The organism is Rhizobium sp. BK491, from assembly GCF_014194925.1.
Classification (GTDB): domain Bacteria; phylum Pseudomonadota; class Alphaproteobacteria; order Rhizobiales; family Rhizobiaceae; genus Rhizobium.
In genome coordinates this window covers 663896-676225 of record NZ_JACIAR010000004.1, presented here as the reverse complement: position 1 = coordinate 676225, position 12330 = coordinate 663896, and the positions used below count along the sequence as shown (strand labels likewise).

Here is a 12330-nt window from a genome sequence, read left to right as displayed (position 1 = left end):
TCTCCCCATCAGCGCGAAGCCTATGTTAAAGCTTTGATCTTCAATGATGGGCCGGAGCGCCCAGGAAGACGGGCAGAGGGCATGACCAAATCGCAAGCGGCGAAGATAGAGCGTATTGCGCGAAAGAACGATCCAGACGCGACCAAAGAAAATATCCTCAAGATCGCAACCGAGGAATTTGTCGCGGCTGGCTTTTCCGGGGCGCGCGTCGACGAGATTGCCGAGCGCACCAAGACGTCCAAGCGCATGATTTACTACTATTTCGGTAGCAAGGAAGGGCTCTATCTCGCTGTCCTGGAGCAGGCTTACACGAAGATCCGCACGCTCGAGAGCGAACTCGATCTCGAAAACATGCCGCCCGTTCAGGCTATGGCGCAATTGATTGCAAGCACCTTTGATCACGATGATCAAAATCCGGATTTCGTCCGCCTGGTCAGTATCGAGAACATTCATCGCGCGGAGCATATGAAACGTTCGGTCGTCCTGTCGCAAATGAACATCGCGGTCATCGACATCATCTCACAAATTCTCGAAAGGGGTTATGCCGATGGCAGCTTCGTGCGCCGCGTCGATCCCGTCGATTTACACATGATGATCAGCGCGCAGTGCTTTTTTCGCGTTTCCAATCGGCATACTTTCGGAGCGATCTTCGAGCGCGACCTTTCATCAGAAGAATTGAAGAAACGTCACAAATCTTTGATAATAGACGCCATTCTTGCCTTTCTGAAAAATCCGTCCCCCGACTCGATCTGAATTCGCGTCAAACTGTTTGAGTTCCGTCGGCGGCTCCAGCCGGCATGCAAAACTGCGCCTCACGTTGACTTCACGTACTAGTTCGTACATTTTGTCGCAAAACCACGTGGCATAGCCTTATTTCGCTGCTCGGGAGGAAAAATTGAACACCCAAACCGCAATCGTTCCGCGTCAGCTTCGCGTCGGATTAATCGGCGCCGGCATTGGCCGGTCGCTCACGCCGGCCATGCATATGCGCGAAGGCGAGCATTGCGGACTGTCCTATCGCTACGACCTCATCGACCTGGATGCCCGCGGTCTATCGGTCTCGGATTTGCCTGCACTTATCGATGAAGCCGAAGCGCAGGGTTTTGCCGGTCTCAACATCACGCACCCTTGCAAGCAGGCGGCTGTTGCACTTGTGGATGAGCTATCGCCTGATGCCCAGACGCTGGGATCCATCAATACGATCACCTTTCATGGAAAGAGCAGGATCGGCCATAACACCGATTGGTGGGGCTTTGCTGAAAGCTTCCGTCGCGGGCTGGCCGGCGTTGCGCTTGGTCATGTCGTACAGCTAGGAGCAGGTGGCGCAGGTGTTGCCGTCGCGCATGCAACGGCCGAGATGGGCGCGCGCTCCATAGAGATATTCGATCTGGATCCCAAGCGTGCACAGGCTCTCGTGGAGCAGCTTCAGCCGGCACACGATGCCTGTCGTTTCTCGATCGGTCATGATCTTGTCGCCGCGCTTGATGCCGCGGATGGCCTGGTCCACGCAACCCCAACCGGTATGGATGCGCATCCGGGCCTACCGCTCGACAGACGGCTTTTAACGGAGCGCCTTTGGGTTGCCGAAATCGTTTACTTCCCGATAGAAACCGAATTGGTGAAGCGCGCCAAGCAGGCAGGATGCCGCGTACTCGACGGCGGCGGCATGGCGGTATTTCAGGCCGTAAAGGCTTTCGAACTATTCACGGGCATGCGTCCGGATGCGAACCGTATGATGCAGCACTTCAATTCGTTGCGCTCCTGACGAAAAGCCCGTTTATCCTCATCAAGCTGCTTTTCGCACCGATGGATCATCATTTGCATTTCAGAGCATGGAGATCATGCAAATGACTGTGGCTTTAAGTTCCATAAGATAGATTATCTGATATTTAGTTGTCGCAAAGTTAGAGTGTCCTGATCCTGCAAAGCAGGAATACCACTCTCCCCGCGTCAATGCCCGTCCCGGGCAACGTCGTCTTTCGGGACCGTATCCACCAGGTTCTTCCGATGGAAAATGAAGAGTCCGGCAAGGACGATGATAGCGGAGCCGATGATAATCTGGGTGTCCGGAATATCGCCGAAGAAAACGAAGCCCAGGACGATTGCCCAGACAAGCAGGCTATATTGGAGCGGAGCCAGCAGCGAAGCTGGCGCGAGCTTCAAGGATCTGGTTATCAGCATATGAGCGCTACCGGCGACAATGCCGAGGGCGAGCATCGCACCGAGATCGAGCGCTGATGCGGAACGCCAGTTGCCGATGCTAAGCGCCAATCCGGCAATAAGCGCACCGAGCGTCTGCCACGCGACGAGCGTCGCATCGCGTGTCTGCCGCAGCCGCCGTCCAAGCACCAGGGTCAATGAGAATGCGAGGCTGCCGCTGAGGCCGAAAAGCGATGGCCAGGAAAACATTGCCGCCGAAGGTCTGAGCGCGATCAATACGCCGATAAAGCCGACGAAAACCGCAAGCCAGCGCCGCCAGCCGATCCTCTCGTCAAGGAAGAAATGCGAGATCGCCGCCACATAGATAGGGCCGGCCATGTAGAAGGTCATGACATCGGCAAGCGGCAGATAGGCGACAGCGGCGTAAAAGAGAGCGACGTCGAGCGTCGCCATGACGACACGCAGAAGCTGCAGCGGCGGCCGTTCGAGGCGAAAAAGCGCGTCACTGCCCTGCCGCGCGATCATAGGCGCCAGAATAATGAACGAACCGAATGAGCGGATCACCAGAATCTGGCCGACGGAGAAACTCGCAACCAGCCACTTGCCCATGGCATCGTTCAGCGAAAACAGGAAGTCGCCGAGAAGCATCAGCAGCATGCCGGCAAGTACAAGATTGCCGCTTGTTACGGCTTTGCCCATGCGCATGCTGACTATCCTTGCGAATCCTGCATTTTACCACCTGCGCTTTAGCCGGTTTTGCCCCCTACCCGCAATGGATTTCCTCGTAGGCAGTTATTCCCAACATCTATCGGTTTCCAGCCATAGAAGCATCGGAGCGCTCGCCGTCGGCAGACGCGATCTTCCTCTAAAACTTGAGCGGATGTTTATAAATTCGTTTATATGATAACGTTTATGGAAGCGACGAGCCGAACCTCGCCAAAGGGAGACGCTCGATATTCCTACATGCTTTTCATTGTTGCATAACAGCCTGCCGATATTGTCCGCTTGCCGGGTGAGAGAAGATACATGATGCAGCCGCCGGATGGAGCGCCAGATCCTACGCACCGGGACCAAGACGTCGAAGACGAGCAGGTCCTTAAGCCATTTGAATTGCTCCAGGCCCGGTACCTGTCTCTCGCCGAGCGCTACGAATGGCTCGAAGCCATGATCAACTACGTACCGGACTATATCTATGCCAAGGACAGGAATGGCCGCTTCCTTTTTGCTAACCTGGCGATCGTCCTCAACAATGGCTTCAGGCATGTCGACGAGTTGATTGGACTTACCGACGCCGAAATTCACCCCATGGCCGATGCCTACAAGATCGAAGAAGTCGAACGGCAGGTAATGGAGAGCGGCAAGGCCGATCTCGGCGTCGAGGAACGGCGACTGAAGGGTGAAGGCTGGCTCATGATGTCGCGGGTGCCGCTACGCGACAGAAACGGCAACATCATCGGCGTCGTCGGCGCATCGCGCGACATTTCCGCTCGAAAACGGGCGGAAAAACTGATGAGTGCCCAGACGAAGCTTCTACAAGATGTGGCGCGCGGCGTTGATCTCGACGTATTTCTCAGGGAGTCCCAAGTCCTTCTTGAGGAATTGCTCAACGGCAGACGCGTGAGCTTCGTCCTCAATGGCGATCAAGCCGAACCGCTTGCCGGCGATATCCTGGAATTTCCCATTTTTTCGCGAGACGGCGGCCGGCATGGAGCCCTGGTGACGGTGCAAACCGATGGTGACGAGGCCGGGCTTATGGAATTCTTCGCCGGCATAGCGCAGACCGTGGGCATTGCCATCGATCGCCATCGCGACATCGCCCATATCGCCTATCTGGCTGAACATGACGCGCTCACCGGCCTGCCGAACCGCATGCTGCTCGACCGCAAGCTCAGCGCCCTCTTGGAAAAAGCGTCCCGACAACAAAGGTCATTGGCCGTGGCCTTTGTCGACCTCGATAATTTCAAGCTGGTGAACGACACCCTTGGCCACGCAGCCGGCGATGAATTACTGACCGTTGTCGCGCGGCGCATATCGACCCAAGTCGGCGAAGGCGGCGTTGTTGCGAGGATTGGCGGTGATGAATTCATCATCGTTCTGGAAGATCCGGCTGAGCCAATATATGAGAGGCTCGCGGCCGTCCTGGCGGACATTTCCCAGCCCATGATTGTACAAGGCGTCGAAATCCGGGTAGGCTGCAGCATCGGTGTCGCGTGCGCCATGGAGCATGGCACGACGGCTTCGGAACTCTTCGCAAATGCCGATATGGCGCTCTATCGTGCCAAGGAAGCGGGGCGCAATGCCATTCGCCTGTTCACGCCGGCGATGGCGGAGGACGCCCGCAACAAGCTGATCCGTATCGAAGAATTGCGACGCGCTGTGGAGCGGGACGAATTCGTGCTCCATTATCAACCGCAAAAGGAAGTTCGCAGCGGCAAGATCATTGGCGTCGAGGCCCTCGTGCGGTGGCAGCATCCTGTCGAGGGCTTGTTGTTGCCCGGTGTCTTCATTCCGCTCGCGGAAGAAACAGGGCTCATCGTCCCGCTCGGCGAAATCGTTCTGCGAAAGGCCTGCCAGCAAGCCCGTCTGTGGCAAGATCGCGGCCTGCCCGCACTGCGCATGGGCGTCAACGTATCTGCGCGGCAATTCCTGGAGAGTTCACTGACAAGCCATGTGGCATCCGCATTGCAATCGGCTGATCTCGACCCGCAATGGCTTGAGCTCGAACTGACGGAAAGCTTGATCATGCGTGACGTAGAAGGCGCCATCGAGCGGATGCATGAACTGAAAGAGCTGGGTGTCAGCCTCGCGATGGATGATTTCGGCACCGGATATTCAAGCCTGAGCACACTCAGGCGCTTTCCGCTTTCCCGGCTGAAGATCGACAGATCCTTCATTGCCGACATTCCCGAAAAGCCGGGCGATATGGCAATTACGTCCGCCATCGTATCGCTCGGCAGAACACTCGATCTGGAAGTCGTGGCGGAAGGCGTCGAGACCGAGGAGCAGGCCCGTTTTCTCGAAGGCGCCGGATGCGAATTGCTTCAGGGCTATCTGTTTGCCCGGCCCCTTCCCTCCTCCGAGATCGAAAGCCTGATTACCGGGACCGTTTCTAAAGCTGTGTAGATATTCGCACGGGGCAGCTCCCCGCACGCGGATGCCTCTCAAGGAAATGTCGCCATCTCGATCCAGTTCGCACCTGCATTGACCGGGTATCGCCCCACCAATGCGAGACCGCCATCGGATTGGTCGATGGCGTAGACGGACAGCCGGTCGGATTTCTCTCCCGATACGACGAGGAACCGGCCTGATGGGTCGATGCGGATGCCGCGCGGCTGCTGCTCGGTCGGATAATTCGTGACGTAAGTCAGCCTTCCGTTATCCACATCGATTTTCAATAGCGCAAGCCGGCTGGTGGTCCTTTCCGTCGTATAAAGAAATCTGCCGTCCGGTGTGATGCCGATATCTGCGGCCCAGATTTTCGGCTCGCCGTTGTCTGGTGAGACTGCATCCGGTGCTAGGCCAGGCGACAGGCCCGCATCCTCGGGAATGGATGCGACGCTCTCGACCTCTCTCAATGTGCCCCTATCGGCATCGAGCGCATAGTGGACGACATGGCCGGTCAGCTCCGTCAGAACGTAGACGGCCTTATTATCCGGCGACACGACGATATGCCGCGGGCCAAAGCCCTTGCCGGTCAGGACCTGAGCCGGATCGTTCGGCTTCAGTATCCCGGTCTCAGGGTGTAGGATGAATTGCTGCACGGCATCGGAGCCGAGATTGGTGACAAAGACATATTTGCCTGTCCGATCAGTGACGATCGAATGGGCGTTGCGGCCGGTTGCGATCACTTGCTGGGCTCGCGCGGTGACGAGCCCATTCTTGTCGATGAGCAGCACGGCGATCTTGTTGCCGCCATAAGAGGCAGCCAATAGAAGCCCGCCTGTCGGGTCGAGGGCAACATAGGCCATGCTGTCGGGCAGCGCTGCGGCCGCCTCCTGCCTTAATCTGCCGCTTTCGGGGTCGATCGCCAGCGTCAGCACCCGGTAAGGCTGCGCACGGATAACGGCGTAAAGATGTCGCCTGTCGGGGCTGACAGCCATCGGCATGACCATCGCGCCGACATCCATGCTGGATATCGCCGTGAGCGCACCTGTCGCTCCATCCATTCGATAGGCATCGATCGTTCCGGCAATTGCCGCAGAGACATATACGAACGTGCGATGCACACTGGAAGAAGGCTGAATCACGGATCACCTCGTCCGAGCATCAGGGCCGGTTCCATCGGCGGCGATGCGGATCATCTGGAAAATAGATACTGCTATCCATCGAATGCGCGAAAACCAGATGGTCGCCACAGCGCCTCGATCCGGCTGGCCAAACAGACGGAACATCCCTTTCGAAGAATCGACCGCTATCGTATGACATAATATGACAGCAGCACCCTGTCGAGCATTATTGCTCCTGCAGCTCGGCGAGACGGCGATAGCGACGCTGGCTCGCCATCATATGCGCACGCATCGCTTGTCGCGCGCGTTCTGGATCTTGATCGGCGATCGCCGCTAAAATCTCCGCATGCTCTGCATGAACCTTCTGCAGATAGGCGCGGTCATTCGCCTCGGGCAATGTCGGAAACTGCTGGCGCGGAATGGTTCGTGTTCCGAAATGCCGAAGCACGTCGACATAGAACCGGTTATTCGTCGCAGCCGCGATCGCCATATGAAACTCATAGTCCGCTTCGACGGTCGACAGCCCCTGCTCTATCAGCTGCGCCATCTTACGGTTGGCCGTTGCAATCGCGGCCTCCTGTTCGGCCGTCCTGCGATAGGCGGCGATGGCTGCCGCCTCGCCTTCCGCCGCCATGCGGAATTCCAGCAGTTCCAGCGTTTCGGGGATACTCTTGACCTCGACCGGCGTCAGCAGCAGCCCAGACCGCGTCGGTGTGTCGGAAACGAATACGCCCTTGCCCTGAACCGGCGTGACGAGGCCTGCCGCACGAAGATCTGCAATCGCCTCGCGCACGACGGTCCGGCTGACGTCGAATGCAGCCTCAAGCTGCGGCTCGGTCGGAAGCTGGTCGCCGGCCCGAAGCTTGCCGCTCTCGATCTGCAAGCGCAATTCGTCGATGACCCTTTGTGCCAGCCTTTGCCGTGTCCGGGCATTTGTCGTCATTCCCAATTCCCGACCCATTTCTTGGCCTTCAACCGCAGTCGCTTCTCATCGTCAGCAAGTCATCATACGAATAGTCTTAACATCAGGCGCGTCGAATGCAATTGGGCCAGGCGGGCCCATCAGATTTCCCAGTCAGAACTATATGCCCTGGATCTCAATTTCGACGACAATTCCAGCTGTACCTCGATCGTCTTCTGCAGCCTTGCCTGGAGACTGTCGGACGAGATGGTGCCGTCTAACCAATCCCGCTCGGTGGCGTAAACGACATAGGGATTGATCACGCATTTGAAATCGAGCATCAGCGACGTGGCCAGACTTCCATAAGCCATATAGCTGTGCGGAAGCCCACCGGAGCAGATGAAAGTGACGATCTGATCGAACCAGGCCGATTTTTGTCCGCTGGCGCCTGTCGCACCGGTAAGTTCGATCAGGCTCTTGGCAGCACTTCCCACCGACCAATTATAAATGGGTACCGCAAGCAAGACACCATCCGCATCGCGAATTGCACGATACAGCCGGTCGTATGAAGGATGTTCATAGCATTTCAAATTGTCAAAAGCGGGCAACTCCAGATGCTGAAGATCGATAAACTCGACTTCGCATCGCCTCTCTCGCAACAAATTTTCAGCCTCGCGAGCCATGCGGCGGCTCCTGCTTTTCGGATCAAGGCTGCATGAAAGGATGGTGATCTTCAGAGGATCCATTGCCTATTCACTCCAGCATCATCGTTACGAGAAGAGGTTTTAAGTATGCGTCATGACGGCGAGACGGCCCCCCTCACCAAAATCCTACCGGCTAGGCAGTCTATGAATATGATCCTGAAAATAGCAATGCGCCGCCCCGTCATTGCGGTAACGCGGCCAGAGAGCCTCAGATGTCCTTGGGGCGCCGTGAACGGGCTATTTCCCTTTTGACCAACCTATGCAAAGTTGTACGCATGACAGGAACAGCCGCGTCGTAACGGAAGTTGGCGAATAGATTTGAGGTCTGGCAAGGTATTGATCGCGTGGGCAGCGCTGCCGCCCCTACCGGGCTTGCCTGACAGTCTCGGAGGGCATTTCTCCGAAGGATTGATAATATAGCGCTGCGAACCGCCCCATATGGGAAAATCCCCAATCGCGCGCTATGTCGGCCACAACCCGCGGGCGGTTCGATTGCGTCAAGGCCTTACGCGCGCCTTGCAGGCGTATCTCGCGCAGATAGCCGAGGGGCGTCATGTTCTTGAACTGCTGAAATGCGGTCTGTAAAGATCGCACGCTTGTTCCGCTCTCGCGCGCAATATCGGCGATCTTGATGTCCGCACCTGCATTTACGTGCATATATTCCATTGCGCGCTTCAACTGCCTCGGGATTGCCGGCGATGCCGGCCCTTGCAACTGCGGCGTATAATTGTGCGGCACAGTCTCAAGCAGAGCAATCATCATTGCCTGCAAAAGGCATTCGGTGAATGAAGCGGAGGATTTTTGTTGGCCGGCCGCTGTGAGGTCCTGCCAGATCAAGTTTCCAAGCGCGGCAATCTGCATCCCTCGCCCCGATGTCAAATCGACCGGGCCGGCGAATTCCAGATCAGAGCGCACCGGTGCGTCCAGCAGCGTGCTGAGCTGCCGTATCATGGCCGCCTTTTCGAATGCGATGCCCATATGGCTCCGCTGCTCGAAAAACGTGAGCCGGCTGAAAGAAGACATATCGGCCACAAGTCCCCTGCCCGGCTCCGATTCCAATTGCAGCCCAGCGGCGTCGACAAGCATCTTGCCGGCGGTCGGCAGATAAAGGCCGTAGGCTTCGGGGCCACCGGGCAGCATAACGCTCATGCCAGAATGACATTTGCCGCGCCAGACGCTGCAGGAGCCGATCGTATAGTGGCGGTCTTCCACCGAAATCGCACCGCGGCGATGGAGAGGTTCGACAATCGCGGGAAACAGGGTTCTCGCGTAATGTGCGGTCATCTCCTCGGCATCGGCTTTCTCGATTTGGGACACCGAGCACGTCGCGTAAGTCAAATGTTCCCCTCATAGCGCTGCGTCTGCAGATTACCTTTTTAGCCTTCGGTCATCTGCCTCGAAAATACATCCTCGCTTACGCCCCCGAAGAAAATAGCGCCATAAAACTAGAAAAATCAATGGCTCATCGAATAAGTATGATAATTACAACCATGCGGACGCATCGCAACGTGAGTATATATTTTCTTCCTGCTTATATTATTTCATAATATGATCGGACGCATTGAGATATATTTCATATTTAAAGAATGCCTCTCGTTAATACGTTAACTTTTCAGCCGAGACGGCACATGATGCCTGAATATACAGGCAATCATCCGAGCCTCTTGACGGAATGTTATCGATAACATAGCCTCCTCCTATCGAAGCTTTGGGAGGAGCAGGATGGACGACGAAAAGCTGCTCGCATTTTCCGACATCACCAAGGAATTTGGCGGAACACGAGCCCTGTCGAACGTGTCGCTCGACTTGCAGCGCGGCGAAATCCTTGCGCTTCTCGGGGAAAATGGCGCGGGCAAATCGACCCTCATCAAGACATTGGCTGGCATCTACAAGCCGGATGGCGGGCAGATCCTGTTTCGCGGCAAACCCTATCATCACCGCCCGCCACAACCCAATCAACGCCAACCGGTCGCCTTCATCCATCAGGATCTCGGACTGATCGAATGGATGACGGTGGGCGAGAATGTCGGGCTCGCGCAGGGCTATTCCCTGCGCGGTAAATTGATCGACTGGCGCGCCACGGAGCGACGTACCGCCGAGGCACTGAAGCTCGTCGGCTGCGATTTCGATCCGTCGACCCGCGTACAGGAGCTGACCCGCACCGAGAAGTCGCTGGTCGCAATCGCTCGGGCGCTTGCCGTCGAAGCCGACGTGCTGGTGCTTGACGAACCTACGGCCAGCCTGCCCGCCGACGAGGTCGAGAAACTCTTTGCCGCCATCCGCCCGCTGAAAGAGCGCGGCGTGGCTATGATCTATGTGTCTCATCGCCTCGACGAGATCTTCCGTATCGCCGACCGCGTTGCCGTCTTACGTGACGGTCAGCTGGTCGGCCAGAAGCCAGTCTCCGAGACAACACCGGATGAACTCATCCGCATGATCGTCGGGCGCAAGGCGGACCAGCTTTTCGTCAAGGCAGAAAGAAGCGCTGGCCCCGCCATCGTTTCCGTAAAAGAGCTTTCCTGCCGCGGCGCGGGACCCGTGTCCTTCGATATCCGAAAGGGCGAATTGCTTGGTCTCGTCGGCTTGCGCGGCGCCGGCCAAGAACTGATCGGACGCACCCTCTTCGGCTGCGAGCCGTCGCAGGGCAGCGTTCGCTTGAATGGGGCAATACCCGATCTTTCCAGCACAGTCGCAGCGATGGCTTCAGGCATCGGGCTGATCGCCCGCGATCGGACCGAAGAGTCCGTCGCCATGTCGCTCAGCCTGCGTGAAAATACGTTCCTCAATCCGGGCGCCTCCGGACGAAGCCTGTTTTCGTTCCTGTCGCCACGCCGCGAAGCCGAAGCCGCCTATTCTCTCGGCAGCCGCGTCGGCCTCAGACCCAATGACCAGAGCCTTACTATCGAAGCCCTATCCGGCGGTAATCAGCAGAAGGTCGTCGTCGGACGATGGCTGGCGACGGGCCGCAAATTGCTGATCGCCGAAGATCCGACCGCCGGCGTCGATGTCGGCGCCAAGGCCGACATCTATCGGCTGATCGCCGAGGCGGTCGAGGCAGGCCTTGCCGTGCTCGTCGTCTCCACCGATTTCGAGGAAATCGCTCACATCTGCCATCGTGCCCTGGTGTTTTCGCGCGGGAGGATCGTGCGCGAACTCAGCGGTGCCGACCTCACAACACCGGCGGTCATCGCCGCCGCATCAGCATCCGAAGCGGCCTGAACCGGAGGAGAACACCATGCAATCGATCGAATCCAACGCGCTCGAGCCAACCCGCGCCGAGCTTTCGGCCATGAGCTTCGGCCAGAAGATCCAGCGCCTGCTGCCTGTCTATGGCCTCGTCATCCTGACGGTCTTCTTGATCCTGCTTTTCTCGATCCTGCTGCCGCAGACGTTCCCGACGATGCTCAACCTGCGTTCGATCGTTTCCGACAAGACGATCATCGCCATCCTGTCGCTGGCGGCCATGATCCCGATGGCGGCTGGCCGCATCGACCTGACGATCGGCTATGGCATCGTGCTCTGGCACGTGCTGGCGATCAGCCTTCAGACGATGTTCGGGCTGCCTTGGCCGGTTGCCGTCTTGATCGTCATCGCGCTTGGCGCGCTGACCGGCTTTCTCAACGGCCTGCTGGTAGAAATCGCCAAGATCGACAGCTTCATAGCAACGCTCGGCACGGGCACGGTCCTCTACGCCATCGCACTCTGGCATACAGGCGGACGGCAGGTGGTGGGCATGCTGCCGCAAGGGTTTTATGCGCTGAACGGCACCATGGTCTTCGGCCTGCCGATCACCGGCATCTATGTTCTGGCACTTGCCTTCGTCATGTGGATCGTCCTCGAATATCTGCCGATCGGCCGCTACATCTATGCGATCGGCGCCAATCCGAAGGCTGCCGCGCTCAACGGCATTCCCGTCCGCCGCTTCGTCATCGGCGCCTTCGTCACCTCGGGCACGCTTGCCGCCTTCGCCGGCGTCCTGCTTGCCTCCAAGCTGCGTATCGGCCAGGCAAGCGTCGGGCTCGAATATCTGCTGCCCGCGCTGGTCGGTGCGTTCCTTGGCTCGACAACGATCAAACCCGGCCGCGTCAATGTCTGGGGCACGATGATCGGCGTCATCATCCTGGCGGTCGGTATCGCCGGCATCCAGCAGTTTGGCGGCTCCTTCTATGTCGAGCCTCTGTTCAACGGCGTCACCCTGCTCGTCGCGATCGGTATTGCCGGTTACGCCCAGCGCCGCCGCAGTCATGCAGGACGCATGGCACCAGCCCAGGCACCGCAACTTTCCGCCAAGACGGCGGAGAAATGAAGATCATCCGAAGTTCGAATGTCCAAAGGGAGG

10 protein-coding genes are annotated in these 12330 nt (G+C 57.7%); 5 read left to right on the top strand and 5 right to left on the bottom strand.

The genetic code is table 11. The annotated features are described in order from the left end of the window. Nucleotides 1–81: 81 nt before the first annotated feature. Nucleotides 82–753, top strand: a complete 672-nt coding sequence (locus tag FHX05_RS21440; RefSeq protein ID WP_183874349.1) for a TetR family transcriptional regulator — start codon at nt 82–84, stop codon at nt 751–753. Between the two features lie 142 nt (nt 754–895). Then, nucleotides 896–1765 (top strand): shikimate dehydrogenase, encoded by an 870-nt coding sequence (locus FHX05_RS21435; RefSeq protein ID WP_183874347.1) that lies wholly within the window; start codon nt 896–898, stop codon nt 1763–1765. A 185-nt stretch (nt 1766–1950) separates the two neighbouring features. Here FHX05_RS21435 and FHX05_RS21430 read toward each other — a convergent pair whose 3' ends face one another. After that, entirely contained in the window at nt 1951–2865 is a 915-nt protein-coding gene (locus FHX05_RS21430) for a DMT family transporter (RefSeq protein ID WP_183716034.1), read from the bottom strand. A gap of 321 nt (nt 2866–3186) precedes the next feature. Between FHX05_RS21430 and FHX05_RS21425 the strand changes: the two genes are divergently transcribed. Further along, a complete protein-coding gene (locus FHX05_RS21425) occupies nt 3187–5283 on the top strand; it encodes a GGDEF and EAL domain-containing protein (protein WP_183874345.1) in 2097 nt (698 codons plus the stop codon). A 38-nt stretch (nt 5284–5321) separates the two neighbouring features. Here FHX05_RS21425 and FHX05_RS21420 read toward each other — a convergent pair whose 3' ends face one another. The 4 genes from FHX05_RS21420 to FHX05_RS21405 form a co-directional block, all read right to left on the bottom strand. Next, complete coding sequence (locus tag FHX05_RS21420) at nt 5322–6407, bottom strand: lactonase family protein (RefSeq protein ID WP_183874343.1); 1086 nt, start codon at nt 6405–6407, stop codon at nt 5322–5324. A 205-nt stretch (nt 6408–6612) separates the two neighbouring features. Further along, a complete protein-coding gene (locus FHX05_RS21415) occupies nt 6613–7329 on the bottom strand; it encodes a FadR/GntR family transcriptional regulator (protein ID WP_183874341.1) in 717 nt (238 codons plus the stop codon). Nucleotides 7330–7448: 119 nt separating this feature from the next. Further along, nucleotides 7449–8033 (bottom strand): NADPH-dependent FMN reductase, encoded by a 585-nt coding sequence (locus FHX05_RS21410; RefSeq protein WP_183874339.1) that lies wholly within the window; start codon nt 8031–8033, stop codon nt 7449–7451. Between the two features lie 321 nt (nt 8034–8354). Next, nucleotides 8355–9329: an AraC family transcriptional regulator gene (locus FHX05_RS21405; protein ID WP_246699029.1), complete on the bottom strand. Its 975-nt coding sequence runs from the start codon at nt 9327–9329 to the stop codon at nt 8355–8357. A 384-nt stretch (nt 9330–9713) separates the two neighbouring features. Between FHX05_RS21405 and FHX05_RS21400 the strand changes: the two genes are divergently transcribed. Both FHX05_RS21400 and FHX05_RS21395 read left to right on the top strand, forming a co-directional pair. Beyond that, nucleotides 9714–11210, top strand: coding sequence for a sugar ABC transporter ATP-binding protein (locus tag FHX05_RS21400; RefSeq protein WP_112610636.1), 1497 nt, complete (start codon nt 9714–9716; stop codon nt 11208–11210). Between the two features lie 16 nt (nt 11211–11226). Beyond that, nucleotides 11227–12297, top strand: coding sequence for an ABC transporter permease (locus FHX05_RS21395; RefSeq protein ID WP_183874337.1), 1071 nt, complete (start codon nt 11227–11229; stop codon nt 12295–12297). Nucleotides 12298–12330: the final 33 nt, after the last annotated feature.